This is a genomic window from Neobacillus sp. Fa239 (assembly GCF_055395235.1).
On record NZ_AP041611.1, the window covers coordinates 4,007,702 to 4,027,464 of the forward strand.

General features: G+C 35.1%; 26 protein-coding genes and 1 riboswitch. Of the genes, 9 read left to right on the top strand and 17 right to left on the bottom strand.

Translation table 11 applies throughout. The features are described from left to right. From gcvPB to gcvT, 3 genes are read right to left on the bottom strand one after another with little or no spacing between them, the layout of a single operon-like run. Positions 1–1,461, bottom strand: a complete 1,461-nt coding sequence (gene gcvPB, locus ACZ5XR_RS19765; RefSeq protein ID WP_464498108.1) for an aminomethyl-transferring glycine dehydrogenase subunit GcvPB — start codon at positions 1,459–1,461, stop codon at positions 1–3. Further along, positions 1,454–2,800, bottom strand: coding sequence for an aminomethyl-transferring glycine dehydrogenase subunit GcvPA (gcvPA, locus tag ACZ5XR_RS19770; protein WP_464498110.1), 1,347 nt, complete (start codon positions 2,798–2,800; stop codon positions 1,454–1,456). The genes gcvPB and gcvPA overlap by 8 nt, the downstream gene beginning before the upstream one ends. 18 nt (positions 2,801–2,818) lie before the next feature. Continuing rightward, entirely contained in the window at positions 2,819–3,922 is a 1,104-nt protein-coding gene (gcvT, locus tag ACZ5XR_RS19775; RefSeq protein ID WP_464502386.1) for a glycine cleavage system aminomethyltransferase GcvT, read from the bottom strand. Positions 3,923–4,239: 317 nt separating this feature from the next. Beyond that, a riboswitch (glycine riboswitch) is annotated at positions 4,240–4,327 on the bottom strand. A 192-nt stretch (positions 4,328–4,519) separates the two neighbouring features. On the opposite strand from gcvT, the gene ACZ5XR_RS19780 reads away from it, so the two are divergent. Then, positions 4,520–6,208 carry a DEAD/DEAH box helicase gene (locus ACZ5XR_RS19780; protein WP_464498111.1) on the top strand — a complete coding sequence of 563 codons (1,689 nt, stop codon included), beginning with the start codon at positions 4,520–4,522 and terminating at the stop codon, positions 6,206–6,208. Then, entirely contained in the window at positions 6,186–6,977 is a 792-nt protein-coding gene (locus tag ACZ5XR_RS19785) for a YqhG family protein (RefSeq protein ID WP_464498112.1), read from the top strand. Before ACZ5XR_RS19780 ends, ACZ5XR_RS19785 begins: the two co-directional genes overlap by 23 nt. 32 nt (positions 6,978–7,009) lie before the next feature. Here ACZ5XR_RS19785 and ACZ5XR_RS19790 read toward each other — a convergent pair whose 3' ends face one another. The 13 genes from ACZ5XR_RS19790 to ACZ5XR_RS19850 form a co-directional block, all read right to left on the bottom strand. Next, positions 7,010–7,195 carry a YqzE family protein gene (locus ACZ5XR_RS19790; protein ID WP_464502387.1) on the bottom strand — a complete coding sequence of 62 codons (186 nt, stop codon included), beginning with the start codon at positions 7,193–7,195 and terminating at the stop codon, positions 7,010–7,012. 66 nt (positions 7,196–7,261) lie between these two features. After that, positions 7,262–7,645: a competence type IV pilus minor pilin ComGG gene (comGG, locus tag ACZ5XR_RS19795; RefSeq protein WP_464498113.1), complete on the bottom strand. Its 384-nt coding sequence runs from the start codon at positions 7,643–7,645 to the stop codon at positions 7,262–7,264. Then, positions 7,642–8,118: a competence type IV pilus minor pilin ComGF gene (gene comGF, locus ACZ5XR_RS19800; RefSeq protein WP_464498114.1), complete on the bottom strand. Its 477-nt coding sequence runs from the start codon at positions 8,116–8,118 to the stop codon at positions 7,642–7,644. The genes comGG and comGF overlap by 4 nt, the downstream gene beginning before the upstream one ends. After that, positions 8,066–8,404 (bottom strand): competence type IV pilus minor pilin ComGE, encoded by a 339-nt coding sequence (gene comGE / locus ACZ5XR_RS19805; RefSeq protein WP_464498115.1) that lies wholly within the window; start codon positions 8,402–8,404, stop codon positions 8,066–8,068. The genes comGF and comGE overlap by 53 nt, the downstream gene beginning before the upstream one ends. Next, positions 8,388–8,837, bottom strand: coding sequence for a competence type IV pilus minor pilin ComGD (comGD, locus tag ACZ5XR_RS19810; RefSeq protein WP_464498117.1), 450 nt, complete (start codon positions 8,835–8,837; stop codon positions 8,388–8,390). Before comGD ends, comGE begins: the two co-directional genes overlap by 17 nt. Next, a complete protein-coding gene (locus ACZ5XR_RS19815) occupies positions 8,827–9,012 on the bottom strand; it encodes a competence type IV pilus major pilin ComGC (protein ID WP_464498118.1) in 186 nt (61 codons plus the stop codon). The genes comGD and ACZ5XR_RS19815 overlap by 11 nt, the downstream gene beginning before the upstream one ends. A 33-nt stretch (positions 9,013–9,045) precedes the next feature. Then, a complete protein-coding gene (locus tag ACZ5XR_RS19820) occupies positions 9,046–10,725 on the bottom strand; it encodes a recombinase family protein (protein ID WP_464498120.1) in 1,680 nt (559 codons plus the stop codon). 145 nt (positions 10,726–10,870) lie between these two features. Then, entirely contained in the window at positions 10,871–11,287 is a 417-nt protein-coding gene (locus tag ACZ5XR_RS19825; RefSeq protein WP_464498121.1) for a hypothetical protein, read from the bottom strand. Positions 11,288–11,394: 107 nt separating this feature from the next. After that, entirely contained in the window at positions 11,395–14,079 is a 2,685-nt protein-coding gene (locus ACZ5XR_RS19830) for a type IV secretory system conjugative DNA transfer family protein (protein WP_464498122.1), read from the bottom strand. Continuing rightward, entirely contained in the window at positions 14,058–14,729 is a 672-nt protein-coding gene (locus tag ACZ5XR_RS19835) for a M23 family metallopeptidase (protein WP_464498123.1), read from the bottom strand. The genes ACZ5XR_RS19830 and ACZ5XR_RS19835 overlap by 22 nt, the downstream gene beginning before the upstream one ends. 104 nt (positions 14,730–14,833) lie before the next feature. Continuing rightward, positions 14,834–14,965, bottom strand: coding sequence for a hypothetical protein (locus tag ACZ5XR_RS19840; RefSeq protein ID WP_464498124.1), 132 nt, complete (start codon positions 14,963–14,965; stop codon positions 14,834–14,836). Positions 14,966–14,978: 13 nt separating this feature from the next. Beyond that, positions 14,979–15,350 carry a glycosyltransferase gene (locus tag ACZ5XR_RS19845; RefSeq protein WP_464498125.1) on the bottom strand — a complete coding sequence of 124 codons (372 nt, stop codon included), beginning with the start codon at positions 15,348–15,350 and terminating at the stop codon, positions 14,979–14,981. 135 nt (positions 15,351–15,485) lie between these two features. Continuing rightward, positions 15,486–15,743, bottom strand: coding sequence for a hypothetical protein (locus tag ACZ5XR_RS19850; RefSeq protein WP_464498126.1), 258 nt, complete (start codon positions 15,741–15,743; stop codon positions 15,486–15,488). Between the two features lie 144 nt (positions 15,744–15,887). Here ACZ5XR_RS19850 and ACZ5XR_RS19855 point away from each other — a divergent pair, with 144 nt between their 5' ends. From ACZ5XR_RS19855 to ACZ5XR_RS19865, 3 genes are all read left to right on the top strand, one after another. Next, entirely contained in the window at positions 15,888–16,103 is a 216-nt protein-coding gene (locus ACZ5XR_RS19855) for a helix-turn-helix transcriptional regulator (protein ID WP_464498127.1), read from the top strand. A 178-nt stretch (positions 16,104–16,281) separates the two neighbouring features. Next, complete coding sequence (locus tag ACZ5XR_RS19860; RefSeq protein WP_464498128.1) at positions 16,282–16,698, top strand: hypothetical protein; 417 nt, start codon at positions 16,282–16,284, stop codon at positions 16,696–16,698. 21 nt (positions 16,699–16,719) lie between these two features. Further along, positions 16,720–16,947 (top strand): hypothetical protein, encoded by a 228-nt coding sequence (locus ACZ5XR_RS19865; RefSeq protein WP_464498129.1) that lies wholly within the window; start codon positions 16,720–16,722, stop codon positions 16,945–16,947. A 38-nt stretch (positions 16,948–16,985) separates the two neighbouring features. Here the strand turns inward: ACZ5XR_RS19865 and ACZ5XR_RS19870 are convergent, their stop codons facing one another. After that, complete coding sequence (locus ACZ5XR_RS19870) at positions 16,986–17,594, bottom strand: restriction endonuclease (RefSeq protein WP_464498131.1); 609 nt, start codon at positions 17,592–17,594, stop codon at positions 16,986–16,988. A 186-nt stretch (positions 17,595–17,780) separates the two neighbouring features. On the opposite strand from ACZ5XR_RS19870, the gene ACZ5XR_RS19875 reads away from it, so the two are divergent. The 4 genes from ACZ5XR_RS19875 to ACZ5XR_RS19890 all read left to right on the top strand — a co-directional run bounded on the left by ACZ5XR_RS19875 (position 17,781) and on the right by ACZ5XR_RS19890 (position 19,714). Further along, positions 17,781–18,041, top strand: a complete 261-nt coding sequence (locus tag ACZ5XR_RS19875) for a hypothetical protein (protein WP_464498133.1) — start codon at positions 17,781–17,783, stop codon at positions 18,039–18,041. A gap of 327 nt (positions 18,042–18,368) precedes the next feature. Then, complete coding sequence (locus tag ACZ5XR_RS19880) at positions 18,369–18,515, top strand: Spo0E family sporulation regulatory protein-aspartic acid phosphatase (protein WP_464498134.1); 147 nt, start codon at positions 18,369–18,371, stop codon at positions 18,513–18,515. A 136-nt stretch (positions 18,516–18,651) separates the two neighbouring features. Continuing rightward, on the top strand, positions 18,652–19,116 hold the full coding sequence (locus ACZ5XR_RS19885; RefSeq protein ID WP_464498135.1) for a hypothetical protein: 465 nt from the start codon (positions 18,652–18,654) through the stop codon (positions 19,114–19,116). 136 nt (positions 19,117–19,252) lie between these two features. Continuing rightward, positions 19,253–19,714, top strand: coding sequence for a CBO0543 family protein (locus ACZ5XR_RS19890; RefSeq protein ID WP_464498136.1), 462 nt, complete (start codon positions 19,253–19,255; stop codon positions 19,712–19,714). The last annotated feature ends 49 nt before the right edge of the window (positions 19,715–19,763 follow it).

Sequence of the window (19,763 nt, forward strand, 5' to 3'; positions counted from 1 at the left end):
TTAAGCCTTTTTATATCTTAATACTGGTTTACGTGCTGCTTTTGTTTCATCCATACGGGTAACTACAGTTGTATGTGGTGCTTCTTGAACGATTTCTGGATTCTCTTCCGCCTCTTTGGCAATTTGAATCATGATGTCACAGAATCCGTCAAGCGTTTCTTTTGCTTCAGTTTCTGTTGGCTCAATCATGATACATTCTTCCACAATCAATGGGAAGTAAATGGTTGGTGGGTGATAGCCAAAATCAAGCAGGCGTTTCGCAATATCCAGCGTACGGACGCCAAGTTTTTTCTGGCGTTTACCGCTTAAGACAAATTCATGCTTACAGTGCTTATCAAACGGAAGATCATAGTGTTCAGCTAGTCTTCTCATCATATAGTTTGCATTTAGTACTGCATTTTCGGTTACAGCTTTCAAGCCGTCTGGACCCATTGAACGAATATAAGTGTAAGCACGGACATTAATTCCAAAGTTGCCATAGAACGGCTTCACACGGCCAATCGATTGTGGACGGTCATAATCAAGTATATATTCATCACCGCGTTTAGCAATGATTGGCTTCGGTAAATATTGAACTAAGTCTGATTTTACCCCAACAGGGCCGGAACCTGGTCCGCCGCCGCCATGTGGGCCAGTAAATGTTTTATGAAGGTTTAAGTGAACAACGTCAAAGCCCATGTCACCAGGTCTTGCCTTCGAAAGAACAGCATTTAAGTTCGCTCCGTCATAATAAAGCTTACCGCCGGCAGCGTGAACGATTTCTGCTAATTCCACAATATTTTCTTCAAATAAACCAAGTGTATTTGGGTTGGTTAGCATTAACGCAGCTGTATCTTCCCCAACAACACGCTTTAAATCCTCAAGGTCAACAAGACCTTTATCATTGGATTTTACAGTTACGGTTTCAAAACCGGCAATGGTAGCGGAAGCAGGGTTGGTACCATGTGCAGAGTCCGGAACAATTACCTTTGTCCGTTTAAAATCACCGTTTGCTTCATGATAAGCACGGATCAACATTAATCCAGTCCACTCTCCATGAGCACCTGCAGCGGATTGAAGTGTTACTTCATCCATTCCAGTGATTTCAATTAAATGCTGCTGCAAGTCATACATTAGTTCAAGTGCACCTTGAACAGAGCTGACATCCTGAAGTGGATGCAAATGAGCGAAGCCGGCAAAGCGTGCAACATTTTCATTGATTTTTGGATTGTATTTCATTGTACAAGATCCAAGTGGATAAAATCCGGAATCAAGACCATGATTTCTTTTTGAAAGGGCCGTATAATGACGCATAATATCAAGCTCAGAAACTTCAGGAAGTTCAGGCTCTTCCGTGCGTAAGTACCCTTCCGGAAGAAGGTCATTTAAATCCAATTCTGGAATATCCATCTCTGGGAGGCTGTATCCGATTCGCCCAGGTGTACTAACTTCAAAAATGAGCGCCTGATCTTGATTATGCATGCAAATCCCCCAATTCTTTCACAAAAGTATCGATTTCTTCCTTCGTTCTTTGTTCTGTAACTGCAATAAGCATGTGGTTTGCTAAATCGGAATAATCTTGGCCTAAATCATAGCCGCCAATAATCCCTTTTTGCAACAATTGTTTATTTATTTCACCAACTGGTTTATTTAATTTCACAATGAATTCATTGAAAGAATGTCCATCATAAATGACTTCGAAACCAGCATTCTTGAATGCATTTTTTGCATATTGTGCTTTTTGAATATTCGCTGCCGCCATTTCGCGGACTCCCTTTTTACCAAGAGCGGTCATTGCAACAGATGCTGCAAGCGCATTTAATGCCTGGTTTGAACAAATATTAGATGTCGCTTTGTCACGACGAATATGCTGTTCACGAGCTTGTAATGTTAATACGAAACCACGGCGTCCTTCTTCATCGGTTGTTTGACCAACAAGACGTCCTGGAACCTTTCTTAGTAATTTGTCAGTTACCGCAAAGAATCCGCAATGCGGTCCGCCAAATCCTGTTGGAATCCCGAAAGGTTGTGCATCACCAATGACAACATCAGCTCCAAATTTCCCTGGAGGAGTTAACAAGCCAAGTGATACTGGGTTGCTGGATACAACAAACATTGATTTATTAGCATGGATAATTTCTTCTAGTTCCTTCAATGGTTCGATTCGGCCAAAGAAGTTTGGATATTGGACAATTACCGCACCAACATCTCCATTTGTCAATTCCTTTAATGCCGCTAAATCTGTTAATCCATCAGTAACCGGAACCTCAATAACGTTAAGGTTTTGACCTTTTGCATAAGTCTTAAGGACATCGCGATATTCAGGATGTACAGCACTTGATACAAGGATTGTTTTTCTTTTTGTATGACCTGCACTCAGCATGGCAGCTTCAGCAAGGGCCGTTCCGCCATCATACATAGAAGAGTTGGCTACATCCATTCCTGTTAATTCACAAATCATGGTTTGGAATTCAAAAATAGCCTGCAGCTCACCTTGAGAAATTTCTGGCTGATATGGTGTATAAGCCGTATAAAATTCTGATCGAGAGATGACGTGATCGACAATCACAGGCATGTAATGGTCATAGACACCAGCACCTAAGAATGAGACATGACTTTTTAGGTCGGCATTTCGTTGTGCCATAACAGATAGTTCTTTCATTAGAGCGGTCTCAGATTTTGCCGCTTTTATATTGTACTCACCCTTAAATCTTACTTGTTCCGGGATATCGCTAAACAATTCATCAACGGAATCAATGCCAATGGTATCAAGCATTGCTCTCTTATCTTCTTCAGTCATAGGTAAATAGCGATGTTTCATAAACCTAACTCCCTTCTGTTATTTCTTTTCTCTTTTATAAAAAGGTGTTGGAACAACAACAGCTTTTAGACGTTTGCCGCGAATTTCAACCTCAACCTCAGCACCCATTTCAGCAAATTGTGTTGGAATGAGGGCAAGACCGATATTTTTCTTTAATGTAGGGGACTGTGTACCAGTCGTAACTTCCCCGATTAATTCTTCACCTTTATATACAGGATATCCGTGACGAGGGATACCGCGGTCAATCATTTCGATTCCGACTGACTTTCTTGGAAGGCCATTTTCTTTTTGATTTTTTAGTACATCTTTGCCGATAAAATCTGCTTCTTTATTTAACTTAACAGCAAAGCCGATTCCTGCTTCAAGCGGTGAAATTTCAGGTGATAGCTCTTGACCGTAAAGAGGTAGAATGGCCTCAAAGCGTAATGTATCCCGTGCTCCTAATCCACATGGAATCACACCTTCTTCTTTGCCTGCCTCTAAAATGGCATGCCAAAGATAAACAGCATCATTAGAATCACAATAGATTTCAAAACCATCTTCACCGGTATAGCCTGTTCTTGAAACTAGCGCCTTTTTCTCGCCCAATTGAACTTCCTGCTGAAATTTAAAGAAGCCAATTTCACTTAAATCCGTTTTAGAAAGCTTTTGCAAAACTTTTTCAGCAAGCGGACCTTGGATGGCTAATTGCGCAGTACTTTCTGATAAGTTTGTAAGTACTACATCCCCTTCAAGATGCTCTTCAAGCCATTTATAATCTTTTTCAATATTAGACGCATTTACTACAAGGAGGTAATGGTTGTCTTCGATTTTGTAAACAAGCAGGTCATCCACCGTACCACCGTTTTCATAACACATCGCAGTGTACTGTGCGCCGCCATTTTTTAATTTTGAAACATCATTTGTAACCATTTTTTGTAAATAATTTAAACTATCAGGGCCCTTTACTTCCACTTCACCCATGTGTGAGACATCAAATAGACCAGCTTTTGTACGAACTGCTTCGTGCTCTTCTTTAATACTTGAAAATTGGACAGGAAGCTCCCATCCTCCAAAATCAATCGTTTTGCCTCCGAATTCCTTGTATACATCGAAAAGCGGAGTTCGTTTTAATTCTGCCATCATTCATTCTCCTCTTTAGAAAATTTTATTAGAAAAGCGCAAGCAATAGGTAAAATCGGACTAAATTTGAAAGCGGAATGTCGCTTAGGAAATGCCGTCTTTTACTCAATGAAAGCGTTTACTTTTTCTCAACCAAGCTTGCACCTCTAAATAGTTAAGCCATAAATTTTTCATTGTCGGGAAAACTTCCCTTACAGCAAAAAAGGACAGAAACCCCCCTTTAAATAAAAGACGGTCTCTGTCCTTGCACCTGAAAGTTTACCTGGTTAGGCTGTCCCCTTTGGTGGCCCACACTCGGTGAGCTCTCTCCAGAGTTGCGTCAAACAAGAGTTCTTTTGCCTGAGAGATTCACATTTCTGTTTGCTCCTTCGGCGCTACTCGAGTAGTCTCTCCCCTTGTCATCATTCGCATTCATATTATTTTCCAATAAGGTCATACTAAATTATACTACTAAAGTTTATTTAAAAATTTTTAACTTTCTAAAGCTAATCTCATCCTAACCTAAAATACTATTTTGAGCAATAACTTTATTTCGAAAATTGTAAGTACGATGATTTGGAATTCGGACCAGTCATATAGAAAAAAGGAGCTGAAAATATGTCGGTTCAAACTGTATTTGATCAGTCTTGGCAGGATGATTTTTTACATCGAATTGAAAACGACGGACCGTGGGGAAATTGGGAGTTATTTAAACTTGCCGTTAATATTGAGAAACATCTTGTGATTCCTGAATTTGAAGGACTGCAGGCACCCAAACACCTGCCAAACCTAACCCCTCTACCTCACCAGCTCGAAACCGCCAAACAAGTAATTGAAAATATGCATGGAAAAGCCATTCTTGCGGATGAAGTCGGTCTTGGAAAGACAATTGAAGCAGGATTAATTTTAAAAGAATATATGATTCGCGGACTTGTGAAAAAAGTTTTGATTCTAGTTCCCGCTTCTCTTGTTACACAATGGTCAATCGAATTGAATAGTAAATTCTTTATACCCGCTATTGCACAGAGAAAAAGTTATGTTTGGGAACAATGCGATGTTGTAGTATCTTCCATCGATACAGCAAAGAGGAATCCGCACCGTGAAATTATTTACAATCAAAACTATGACCTTATCATCATCGATGAAGCCCATAAGTTAAAAAACAATAAAACAAAAAATTACGAATTTGTTCAAAATCTGAAAAAGAAATTTTGTTTATTGCTAACAGCCACTCCGATTCAAAACCGTATCGAGGAAATTTTTAATCTTGTGTCCCTCTTAAAGCCAGGACATTTAGGAAGCGAAACTGCCTTTTTCGAAAAATATAAACGAGATTCACGATCATTAAATGATGATGAGCACTTAAAAGAATTAGTAAATAAAGTCATGATCCGAAATCGGCGGGCTGATACGGGAATAGAATGGACAAAAAGGCATGTTGAAACGATACCTATTGAGTTTTCATCCACAGAAAAAGAACTTTATGAGAGCATCATGGAGCTTAAAAGTGATGGAGATTGGGTTCAAGCGAGTGCTTTTTCGGTCATGACCTTGCAAAGAGAAGCATGTTCAAGCAGGGAAGCCGTTTTTTACACGTTGAAAAATATGCTGCAAAAGAAGGAAAATCCCTCTCAAGCTTTTGAGGAGCAAATTCAGTATTTAATCAAGAAAGTAGAAGCTGTTACACAGAATTCAAAAGCAGAAAAAGCATTAGAATTGATTCAGAAAGTAAATGACAAAGTCATTATTTTTACAGAATATCGGGCCACACAGCTGTACCTCCAATGGTTCTTGAAACAACATGGTATCTCATCTGTCCCGTTTAGAGGAGGATTTAAACGGGGCAAAAAGGATTGGATGCGTGAGCTGTTTCAAAAACATGCACAGGTTTTGATCGCTACAGAAGCTGGTGGGGAGGGAATCAATCTCCAATTCTGCAACCATATTATCAATTTTGATTTGCCTTGGAACCCAATGAAACTCGAGCAGCGTATTGGCCGGATTCATCGACTGGGACAGGAAAAGGATGTGATGATTTACAACTTTGCCATCAAAAATACGGTGGAAGAGCACATCCTTAAACTATTGTATGAAAAAATTGAACTGTTTGAGCATGTAATTGGCGAGTTAGATGATATTTTAACAAAGCTTGATTTCGGCAATATAGAAGACCACTTAATTGATATATTTGGTCAATCCTGTTCAGAAGGTGAAATGAGAATAAAAATGGAAAACCTAACATCGATGATTGAGTTAGCGAAGGACATGAAGGAAGGGAATAAACATGCAGCAGCAGGAAATTCATAGTTTTTTAATGAAATATTTTCAAGCGAATGACTGTGAAATAGTTGAAAACCACCCAGCCTATTTAACTGTAAAATTAACGATTGAATTGGATAAGGAATTAATGAATCGGCCTTTTTACTGGCATTATCTCGAAAAAACAGGGGGGATACCCAATCCAATGGTGTTAACCTTTGTGACGAATCAACAGAATGCTCCGGAAAACTTAAAGGGGGAAACGATTCATTTTGGCTCGCCAAGACTTCATCAAATTTTCCAATCAACGAAAAAATTAGCAGGTTTTATCCGTCTTTATGAAAAACGCAGTCAGGATAATAGACAAATTCCATTATTTCCTTGGCTTTGTATGAATGTAAAAATCTCTTATCAATGTGACCGAAAGCGAGATATTTATAAATCCATCGGTCTCCAGTTGATTAATGGACAAATGGTAGAAAATTTTCATGACAGATTACAGCAAATTCCTTTGACACCCAAAATTCCTGACTATTCTTATACATTATCACCATTAGTTAAACCAAAAAGCGGAATGTCGAGAATTGAAAACTACTTAAAATCGGCAATCGATCTCGATGATCATTCTTGGGCAGAGGAAGCCAGGAAACGATGGGATCAGGATTTGAAGCTATTAAATCATTTTTATGAGGATGTCGAAGAAGAAAACGAAAGCTATGAGACGGAAAAAAAAGCCTTGCAGGAGCAATACGAACCAAAAATCAATATTTCATTTATAAACGGCGGCTTGTTTTATCTTACTGAAAGGGCTGTATAAACATAGAGAAGCAGACCATTTAGTCTGCTTCTCTAAGCTTTTCTCCTTCTCTTCACTTCTGTATAAAAAATATACGGAAGGATTCCGAACCACCTGTACCAAAAAGAAGCTTTCGTTTGCTGCCTTTCACTGCGCAGTCTTTTCCTTTCCTCTTTTGGCTGGTCGGCATATTTCACAAGTGTTTGTGTCATATATTTTACATAGTCATTTGTTTTCATGGACATACTTCCCTCCATTCTTCACTACAAGTATGTCCATGTAAGGTGATTTCAAACGAATTCTATTTAATTCTTCTCGATCCATTTCGTCATTTTTTTTAATTTCGTATCAAAGTATCCTCTTCCAATCACTGTAATACCTGATTTTAAACGCAGCGTAAAATCAATCGTTTGAAGGGTCCCTGTCTGTGATGCGGTCTGATAATCCATATCGCCATTTATGTATTTAATCGTCCCTTTTGTCGAATTGGTCCCCTTTGATTTCAGTGTATTTTCAAGTTTTTTTACGGAGCTGAAGAAATAATATTCCTCTTGGAGGATAATCTCCGTTTGCCCTGATAATCGTCTTTCTCCCAAGAGAAGGTTGACCCGAATCGAAAAAAATAGCAGGAACACCATTAGCATACATAATGTGAGCGGATAGGTAAAACCCTGTTCCTTCTTCCTCATCCTCCTTTATTCCAATCAATATAAGAATAAACCATGACCGAGTATTCCTTCCCCCAAATATCTTTCACCCAAACCTTAACGGCATTATTTTGAAGGGAAAAACTGACATCGGATACATTTTGCAAAAGAATTTCGTGACCTAAATTATTTACACGTCTTCGTAAATTACTTCCATATTTCTCATACTGGATCGTGTCAGTATCCTTTGTTAAGATCAATCTCCCGGCGAAGACTTCAGCACTGGAATCCATCCGGATTTCTTTTTTGATTTGACTGCAAAAAACCTCCCATTCCATTTCTTGATTTTCTGCCATAAAAGCTTTGTTATTTAAGATTATTTGCAACAATGGTGCCGCAAAAAAGACAATTGTTGAAAAAATGGACAATGCGAAAAGGGCTTCAATAAGGGTAAAAGCCTGTTCATTCTTGGAGTCCGCAAATTTCCATTTCAGATAGGAAGGTATTATTATCAACAGCGACACACACCTCCTTCTGATTTGGAGCCTGTGAATCCTTCCAATTAATTTTGTACTCGATAGAATTACTAAAGACTGAATAATTTGTATATGTTTGATCACTGCCGAGTTTTGCTTCCAGTTCTTCATACAAGAGCTGTTGCGCCTTTTTTTCCACCTCTTCCTTTCTTGACTGATTTGTTAAATCAATTAAAATTGGAATGAAAAATAGGCACATCATCAGCCAGGCAGATATCGATAAAAGCAGTTCAAGCAGAAAAAAGCCTTTATTCTTCGGTAACATAAAAACGTCCCTTTCCAATCAAAAAGGTTACATGATAATGCCCCGTTTTTGTTTCAATATAAAATGAACCAAACTTGTTTACATTTCCGTCCACAAGGAATTTAAACACTAATGGAAGTGTCTCGGGGTACACGTGAATATTGTTTGAATAATACCTTTCAACCAGCCTTGGAAGATCAGTTCGCTCATAAACATAATAGTTATATTCATTCGCCATAAAATTTACTGTTATTTCATGCTGATGTGAAATCGCATATTGTTGGGCGTAAAATAAATCTGCTTTTAATTGCGAAAGGAAAGCCTCATCTTCCACAGAATTGTAATGTGGCTGAAGGATAAATGCAGTTATGGAGGAAATGATTAGAAAGATGGAGAGAACAAGCAAGGATTCAATTAAGGTAAACCCTTTTGATTGCTCATCTTTAAGAGGCACTGGAATTGCCGGCTACTGCTGTCACTGTACCATCGGAATCTATTTTGATTTCAGTAGTTCCATTCGGGCAGCCGGTAGCGTCAGACTTTAAATAACCTGCGTCAACTAAGTCTTGAACACTGGTTGGCAGCTTCTTTTTTTCCATTTGATATGCTTGGACCTGTGCCTGAACCATTTTACTAATTAACCCCATAGGCAAGTCGAAAAATTACTTACCTATGGATTTTAATTTTTGCAATTCTTCTTTTAATTGATCGACTAGTGAATCGATTTTAGAATTATCAATTCTACTGACATCAATGTTCAATAAGGGCTCTAACTTATCATCTGCTACAACATTAAAAGTAAGTGCTCCGTCATTAACAGTTATTTTACCAAGATATTTAAGTGCTTCATCAAATGAATATTCACTTCTTATCTTACCTGATAGTAATTTTAAAGCTTCTTCTAAACGACTTATTTCACTTTTTAAAGAAATCGGATTACTTTCAAGTAATTTTTGATTTAATTCATTTTTAGATAATTCTAACTGTTCGATTCTTCTTTCTATGACTGACACAACTGTTGAATTACTTTTAGAAAACGATGTAAGTAATTTATCAACTTCATTATCAATATCTACAATTTGATTTTTTAAATTGTTTACTGTTCTTTCAGACAATTTTAGTTTCAAATTTAATAATTGTTTCTGTGAGTTGATGATTGCCATGAACATTTCTCTTTTTTCTTGTAATTTTATTGGTAGTTCATTTTTAGCAAAATTAGTAATTTTACTAACCAATACATTATGACTTATCATCTTGTTATCGCAACTTTTCCTGTGTCTCCTGTTGGTGCATGTATAATTATATTCTGTCACAATGCCTTCTTTTCTTTGCTTTTTTGAAGTATGACGAGCAAAGGATTTTCCGCATTTTCCACAATACATTTTATTGTAGAAGATATTCTTAACTTTTCTAGAACCCGACAAGCTTCCTTCATTGGTCTGATCCACTCTAGTCATTATCACTTCTTGTGCTTTATTCCATGTGTCAATATCAATGATTGGTTTAATAGCGTCCTCAAGAACTGTCCATTCACTCTCAGGACGTTTAGTCCTCTTCTTACCTGAAGTAATACCGTTGTTTGTGTATTTATTTAGAATCACTTTTCCAATGTATTTCTCGTTTCTCAATAACCTGCGAACATTCCCACCTACCCATTCATATCCATTCTGAGTCTTGATTTTGTTTTCATTTAGGTAATTGGAAATACTCTGCACACCATATCCATTGATGAATAATTCAAACATTTTCCTTACATTTTTAGCTTCATCTTCCACAATGGATACTGATTTAGATTCAGGGTCATATCTATATCCATAAAGATTTTTGGTCATATGGTAAACACCATTCTTTGAACGCTGTTTATAGGCAAATGATACTTTTTTAGAACGGTCAATACTTTCCTGTTGTGAAAAAGTTAAGAGTAAACTTAATCTCAATTCCCAATCATTATCGTCTGTACTGAATCCAGCATTTTCAAAAAGTACATGAACACCTTTTTCTTTCAACTTTCTTGCTAAAACAATTGCATCAACATTTCTTGCAAAACGTGAAACGTCTTTAGTTATAATTAAATCGAATTTTGGTTTACGGTCTGATAAATCAAAGTAAAGAACCTTATTGGAATTTTTCGCTTTTTCAAAGTCTATTCCTGCATCATACATCATTTCCAAGAATTGCCTTCTGTTTGGGCTTGTTGCAGATAATCCCTCATCTGAATACAATTTGACCAAATTATAATTGTGTTTGTCGCAATATTCCAAATAGTGCTGTTGTTGATTGTGTAGTGATGATATTTGTTCTTCATGCTTGGTACTTACCCTAGTATAGACAGCAACATTCAATTGATTCACCTCATTTGACTTGTGATACAACTATTGTATCAAACGAAATGATAATATTCGACAAAAATAAAAAAAGAGCGACATTTTTTGTCACTCTATCCCAATATTGTTTATTCAACTGGGTATCTCCACAATTAGATAAAAATTAAGGCTGGGTTTTGCTATCTACATATTTCCATGTTGGTTTAGTCTGTTTCATTCCTAAAGCATCTTCCAATTGCTTCACAACTTGGTCATCTTCTATAAACTTAGTCCTATCTTTATTTACGAAATTCATATTTATCCTATATTCACTTACAGTTTGACCACCAATTCTTGTTCTATATATATCAATTACACCTGTCTTATCATTGGACTCAACTACAGTATACTTAAATTGCTCTTTAGTTCCTTTAAAGACAGTAATAATCTTATTCTTATCAAAGTACATTTCAGAATTACTCTTACCCACTTCAACCCAATGTCCTAGAATAGCATTCTCAACTTTTGATGTATCTCTCCCACATCCCATTAAAGCAACAGTTAAAATTGTAAGTAATATTAATAAAAATGTTCTCTTCATATGTAATTCCCCCTTTTACATTTGTAGGTATATTTTACTGCGGTTAATTTGGAATTATTTTGAAATTTATCGACAAATTACTATATAAAATAAAAAAGAGTGACTTTTCAGCCACTCTTTACATCTTGTTTATCTAATATCGCTTCAATTTCATCATAATGCCTTCCAAACATTCTTGAATGTCTCATAGTTAAAAATGCATTATCATAAGGTTTATATCGTTCATAAGAAGGTTTTAGCATTCTAACCATGAATGCAGGCTTACGTTCTCCACCGAAATTTAAAATACAAATAGCGTGTCTAGTGGTTTTTGTATTAGGAATATTCAATGCTTCCTCAATAGATATGGGTTGAAGCTGCGTTTCAAGCTTTTTGAACGTATTCTCATTGTCATTTTTGAATAATAACCAATTTACTCCACCACTGATTAAATCCTCTGATATCTCTTTTAACTGCCCCAAATGATGACATGCGAATATACTTCCTAAACGTTCTTTACGTCCTTGTGTTGCTATTCTTGAAAGTAATTTAGCAAGACCAACATTTTCAGAAAGATATGTTTGTGGTTCGTTGTAGATAATAAATGCTCCATTTCCTTGATCCTCTACTGTCATTAACATACGTGTCATTAATACTTTCAAAGTAATCCAATGAACCAAAGTTCTTACTGCAACCGTGGATAAAATCCTATCAGGAACCCTAAAAATAATAACCTTTCCTTCCCTCATCCATTGCTCTAAATTCATTTCTTTTTTAGGTGGTTGAGCAAATATCTCAAATAGTGTTGAATCGCCCATAAACTCATCTAAACGGTTTAGAATAGCTCCTGCTTTCCCATCCAAAGACTTTTGACCATCTCTTGTGCATTTCATTTCTGACGATGTAATTTCACCTTTTGTATTTTTCTTTTCAACTAACTCATAGGTACTTAAATACTTTTCAATTTCTTCAGCGACACGTTTTTTATTTTCACTTCTAAGTCTTTTTACTGTTTCTGCTCTGAATGATTCATCTTCAAGTAATCTTTTGATATTGTACAAACTACCATTTGAAGCTTGAGCAAAAGCTCTTAATATTTTTCTACTTTGTCCCATTGACTCAACATCACCAAAAAAGTCTATAAGTTCATTTGCAAATCGATCTGCACCTTTACGTCCAATTTTCTCCATAACTTCAGTTAAATCCAAAGGAGGAAGAAAATTTTCGTCTGACAAGTCAATATCAATTATTCTTTCTGGAGGTAAACTGTCTCTAATACCATTTGCCATGCCTTGAAGACCTTCTTTATTTACTTGATCAATTACGATAAAACTTATATTGTGATTTAAAGAGCCTTCAGTTACGAAATTTTGAATATAGGTATCTTTACCACTTCCCATTCCACCCATAGCAACATAGCCTTTATATGTCTCTTCAGGATTCTTTAAAGGTATTCCTATTTGATATTCTTTTCCCTTTAGCTCTGCGTGACCAATTAAAATACTGTTGGATTTCCCTTCATTTACTTTTAATTGTTCATTGCTAACTTTAATGTTGTTACTGCCAATGTTTATTACAATATCGTCTATTTTCACACCTGATTTATTTTCTTTATGGATAAATATTGAAGAAATATCCGTTTCCACTTTTTTATTAACTGATAATTCATTTTCATACCGTTGTTGAATAGTTGAGGTAGGCATTTGAATAGCAACCTTAGACAATTCATCACAAGACAATAAAGATACATCACCATCGGCTTTTGTTCCTTTAGATAAATGAATAGTATTTAATTCATTGATTAATTCACGCTTTCTACTTTTCAAACGTATTTTAAAGGGTAATAATTCATTGTCTCCGGCAATTTCAGAGAACGCACTACTTATTGTATTAGCAATCAGATCGGCTCGGAGTTTGTTCTCTGTTACTGCTGCAACCCTAATACGTGTCTTCCAAACAGGCTGATTTAATTTCTCTGTAGATTTTGTACTAACTTGACTAGAATTTAATTCTTCAATTAATGCGTGTTTACGTTTTACTATTTTTTTCTTTTCAAATCCTTTTTCACTTTTGAAAAAAGTATTTCCAATTGCATTCATAATGTCATTTAAGACATCGTAAACCTCATTTGTTACTGTACCTATGCCATTTTTTAAAGCTTTATTGACCTTACTAGGGGTTATTCTTGCTCGAACAGGAACTATCCCCTTCTGTATTTTTTCATAAGCCCAATGCCCATTCTGTGCCCATTGTTTACGTCCAAATGTTTCAGTACAAACAGAAAGTCGTGCAAAGTCTCCATTTTCAGATATGTCATCTAAAGTAGTTAATATTGAGGCTATGGGAGTTGTTTGTTCTGAGGCTTTAATTCCTAGAGAGAATATATCGTGTTTTGAAAGTCTGATTTCTTGAAGGACAGTATTTTTATTGTCGGGGATGGTAAGTACATCTGTTTCAATTTGTTCAACAGTTACTTTCATGTAGTTTTCAAGGATTTCACGGAATTTCTTTGCCCAAATTTCACTGGTACTAACATAAAATTCAATCTTCTTTTCTTCTATCTCTTGTCTAAAAATCACATCAAACCAAATTAAATCCTTCTCACGATAGGTAAAAGTAAATCCATTTCTGTTAATTCGTGAAGGTATATTATTATATATCTCATACATTTTATGGAGAATTCTCCACATTTTAGAGTTACTGTTATTTGTGACTGAAACATGAGGGATAATTCGATAAGTGATCATTTTATTGTTTTGGAAAGTGAAATATTCAGATAATTTAATTGATTTTATTTTCCTAAAATTAACCATGAAATCACCCCCATCATAGCAAATCCCCATCGAACAAAATATTTAGGAAAATTACCAGTAAACATTATGGCTATTCCTACAGCAATTGTTATCGCTGTTCCTATTTCTGGCATTAAGTCTGTAAGTGTATGACCAAGTGAAATTAACGAGTCTTTTAACCAATGTTGAGTAGGATCAAAAAGTATTCCTTTTTCTGTACCAATAACTTTATCTGCAAAATTATTGTATTTATCTAATAAAAACTGACCAAAATGTATATCTCTTCCTTGCATATCTGATACTTTCTCAGCCATTGGAGTAGGGTCAATCCACTGTCCATTTGCTGCTTTCATACCATAGTGTAAGTGTGCACCTGTTGAATTTCCTGTATTTCCAGATAATCCAATAAAATCACCTGAATGTAGATGTTCACCAACTTTAACTTTTATATTACTCATGTGTCCATAAATAGAAAGTGTACCGTCTTCATTACGAATAAAGACTCCTTTTCCCAAGTTGTTGTTTCCAAAATCAACTACCCTTTCCACAACTCCATCAATTACACTTCTTAGTTTAGTTCCCGAAGACATTGCCAAATCAATACCATGATGAGGAATGTTGTTTCTTACTTCAGACAATTCACCATATTCACTTGATAATCTGAATTTCATTTACCCTTCCTCCCTTTTGAAGGAATGAATTGAAGTTAACTGATTTAACTGGTCTGTTTTTCCGATAAATCCTTAAGCCAAAAATACAGAGTAAAATAATTGTTTTAATCCCCATTTTCATCACCAGCTTTACTTGCCTCAAATAATTGTCCAACTACCCACTCAACTTCTTCTGGCTTATTAAAAACAAGTGCCACACTTAAAACGCACTCTAAAAATTCAACGGTTTTATTCACTTTTACCAGCCTCCTACAACTTCTTTAGAAAGTCTCTAATATCAATTGCATGGCGGGCTAAAATGTATCCTGCACTTCCACCAATGATTAATTCAAGGGCTTTTGGACGATGACCAAACATCCAAGCAACTCCCCCGAATACAAACACTCCAACAACAATCCAGTCAACTATGTTCATAATCGCTTGCCACAAATTACCGAAAGTTTGATCTGCAGAAGCTTTTGTTGCTGCCCATGTTGATTTCGGTACTAATAAAAGCATTAATCCTCCACCTACACTAACCACTTTCATTAATTTTTTATCTTCAAGCAATTTCAAAAGCTCATCAGTGGAAAACTTCTCATTCCTTACAAATTGCTTAAATTCAATTGTCTGTGTTTTCATGTTGAGCACTCCCTTTGAATATTTTCAAAAAGCATGGGAAAGATAAAATTAAATCCTTTATAAAGAGGTGTTTCTAAAATGATGTTTATTATTGGGGCTGGAATTGGTGCGTTAGTTGGTGTATTGGTCAACGTATTAAGTTGATTTTGGAATATATTTGATACCAGGTTTAAACCCTTCCACAGGAGGCGCTTCTAGCGTCTCTTTTTCATGTTCAAATCTTTTCTTTTCCGCTAGATATTCTTCTTTTTTCTTTTGATATTCTCGGTCAACTAACATTTTCAAAAAAGCACTTGCATTTCTTTTCTTCCCATTTGGTAAAAATGAAACGAATTCTAACAATTCTTTTTGATATGGATCATCAGGATTTAGACATAAAGCTATTCGTTGCAAGTTAACACCCCCTTCATAACTAGTTATTAATTGAAGGATTTTAATAATATGTTGCGAATTATTTATTAACTGTTTATAAATGATATTTATGTAGGTATAAAAAATTGCACGTACACGTTAATTTTTTTGGGAGTGAATTGCATCATGATAAAAGACGGGGTTGAAATAAGGTTAAGACAGGTGTTAGATGAAAGAGGAATGAAACAGGATTTTTTATGTAAACAAACTAATATTTCGAATAAATCAATGAGTAGTTTGTGTAGAGGGGAATCTTTACCTTCACTAAAGAATGGTTTAAAGATTTCTAAAATCTTGGGAATTCCTTTAGAGGATATTTGGGTATTAGTTGAGGATAAATAAAAAAGCCCTCCAGCTTAGCTGAAAGGCTTAAAATTTGATTATTTAAAAATGGATGTAGATTGGCTAGGTAGCTTCTAGCGAGTCTTTGCTTTCGCTATAAGCATATGCAGACATTTATAAAATAATGCCTATTCTATATATTCTGTAAATAAAATGTAATAAAAGGGGACATAAATTTATGAATGTTATGCAAAAACGAATTTTGTCTGTTTTAAAAGAAAGCCAGAAAACGATGTCCATTTCTTCGATTGCTCAAAAAATTAACACTAAAAACGAGACTGCTATAATTGCTGAGGTTGACCTTTTGAATCATAATGGAATGGTTGAAATTGAAAGGACTCCAAGAGGTCAAATTAAAAGGGTAACAATTAATGAAAGAGGCGTAGAATTTTTTTATGAAGGAAACAAAGTTTTAAATAGACAAGAGATTCAGCAACAACTTGATGATTTAAAAGAAGCTGTTGAATTATTAAATAATGCATTAAATGCAAAAACACCAGAAGAAAAACAAGGCTTTTTAGATAAAATGGATAAAGTGCAGAGTATTTTAAACGGTGGGTTGAATCTGGTAAATGCTATTTCAAAGTATTTATAATTTTTAATGAGGAAGAAGAAAATGAACGTAGTAATTCAAATTCATTACATAACGAATAATAACAAGGTAATGCGAAATGGTTCTTTTCCATTGAGAGGAAAGAAGAAGTTTGAGGAAGTCGCTTTTGAGTGGTGGAAACTAATTAAAAGGGAAATGCCTTTTGGAGCTGACTTGGAGAAAGTGATTGTGGAGGGAGAAGATCTAACGCAGCTGGTGATGGAATTAGATAAAGCCCCTCTCGAAGATTGAGAAGGGCTTTTTGATTTAAGTTTTTTTAGCAAAATTCTTTAAGCTAATTCGTTATTCAAAGAATAGACTTTGCTATCTAAAGAATCGAGCCAGTATTCTACAAAGTCTACACCATCCACCAGTTGAATATTAAGCTCTTGAGCATATTGTTTTGCTGCTTTAGTAAAATGTGCAGTAGTAATTAAATATCCACCTGTTGCATTTTGTTTCACCATATTTGAATGAAGAATCGCTATCGGCTCATATCCTACATCATCTTTCCAGGCCTTAGCCTGCCCTAAGTAAAGTCCGTCATCCCTTACTAATTCAAAATCTATTCCAAAATCACCAGAGCGGTTTGTTACATACTTTTCCCCTCCGAAAAGTTTTTGGAAAACATTAGCACTAAACGCCTCAAAATCATAAGGAACTTGCTTTAAAAATAAATCTGTACTTGTTTCAAAAATTGTTTCTCCATTCTCATTTTTAGTTTTTGGATAGTTAAAACGTAAATAAAGGCCCATAGCTAAGGTTTTCTTAAGTTCAATACTCGAATCAATTTTCTGAGCTATTAGAGCTGCCTCTTTGGCATCACGCTTTTTAAAATAAAGCAACAAAACTCCGTTTATCAAGATTAAAATTATAACCAATGGAATCAATGTCTTCACCTCTTTATAATTTCTTTCCAGTTATTTCAAATAATAAACTGGTTGTGAATTAGATTAGTGGAAATAAAATTGGTTATTTTTGTGGGAGCTCTCCAATATGGAGGGCTTTTAATATTGTAACAAAATATTAAAAATTCACAATAGAAATGTGAGGTAAAATATTCCATAAAGAAAGGAGGGCGTATAATGTGGAGGATCCGTGAATTTTGGGATTGGTTATTGTATTATCGGCGAGGGAGAGTTAAATATTGGGTCTGGAATCATGGGGATACATATAATGCTTCAGCAAGTAATGGAAAAGCTACTGTGTATCAATGTTTTGGTAGTACTCCAGAACAGGCAAAAGAGATGGCTTTGTTTAGGTTAAAAAATGCTCTTTATCGAGAACCTAAAGAAAAAGAATTAGTGACGAAAGGTGATGGGTTTGCCATTTATCGGGATAAATAACGCTTTATTCTTTTTTGACCTTTTGTATATAACGAATGCCGTATGAAGCCACTGAAAAAGCTAAGAGGATATTGATAAAGAAAGCCCCCTACTCAATCGAGTAAGGGGATTTTTGTTAAAAAGCTGGGCCTTAGGAGTCTATGATTATTTTTTTCGATAAATTAAGAATTATTCTTACTACACCCACTTTTTCTGCCCTTGCTGCGGTTGTTCACGATTAATATTTATCATCATGAGAATTGTCGGTATTTGTCTATTGATATTGTTTTACTGAGTCGTATTAAAGCAGTAAAATAATTTTGTCTTTCAAAAAAAGGAGTACTGTAGATGAGTTACGATGAGTTAATCATGAATATTGAAACATTAAGAGAAAAAATGATTTTAATGGGAATGACCAAGGGTTTTACTTCACCTGAAACTATTCAATTAAGCGAAATGCTTGATAAATTGTTAAATCTACTTATGATTAATTGAATTGAAAATCCATGCAGAAAATACATAAAGGCCCACTCGAATAAGAAGAGCGTTTTTCATTAATATTTTGTCTTAAAGTCCAATCAAAGTATCCTTTTCCAACAAAATGGAAATTATTTAGATGAGGAGTGGTTGAATGATTGGACTTATTATAGCCATCGTAGTTGCTAATTTTATTGCTTTTTCAACTAATAGAAGGTTAACACCAAACCAAATTGTTCACATTTGGACATTTACAATAGCACTTCAAATGAACTTTGATTTCTATGTTGACATGGAGTATCACGGTTATTGGTATTTCACTCAAAAAGCAAACTGGAGAGAACTTCCTACAAACATCATGCTAGTTCCTCCTGTTAATATGATATTTCTGAATTTCTTTCCCTTTGAACAAAGTAAAATAAAAAAAGGGATTTTTTTTATCGTGTTTTTAATAGGGATTTTAATTTATGAGGCAATAGCATTACTTCCTGAACCATGGGGATATTTTCATAATGGATGGTGGAATTTGGGTTATTCTGCAGTTCTAGACCCATTTCTTTTATTGATATTACTGGGCTATTATAAATGGATTTGTCGAATCGAAAAAAAGACATACTAAACAAGTTGAACGGCTACCTTTGATGGTAGCTTTTTTTCTTGGATTAAAGGAAGGGTCTTGGAAAAATGTACCTATTGATTTATAATGAAATCTATGCGTTTTGTAATATACCAAAATATCTAGCAAGGGGAATCGTATGTGGGTCTACATTTACATTGCTTTCATTCTTTTTAACATTATTGCTTATTTTATTCCTAAAAAATTAAGCAAAATTGAAATTTATGCTACTTCCTTCTTTGCCTACTCATACGGTGTCACAGTAGATATGGTATTAGATTTACATTATGATTTGTATGGATATTTTACTAAAGGGTTTCAATGGTTAGGATTTTTCGCTTTATTTCTATATTTTCCATCCATAAGTATTTTGTTTCTAAATCTTTATCCTTCAAAAAGCAGGATCATCAAAAAGATATTTTATATTTTATGTTGGACAGTTTGCTCACTTGGATTTGAATGGTTTTGTTTATATACTAAATTTTTCTATTACAACGGGTGGAAACTTTGGTATTCTGCAATCACTTATCCTTTCATATTCCTTACACTAATCATTAATTTAAAAATTGTTAGAAAACTTCTAAAAGCCCCTCTCGAATGAGCTTTCTTTTCTTCATTAACTAACAAGTGCAAGTTACTTGAATAAGCAC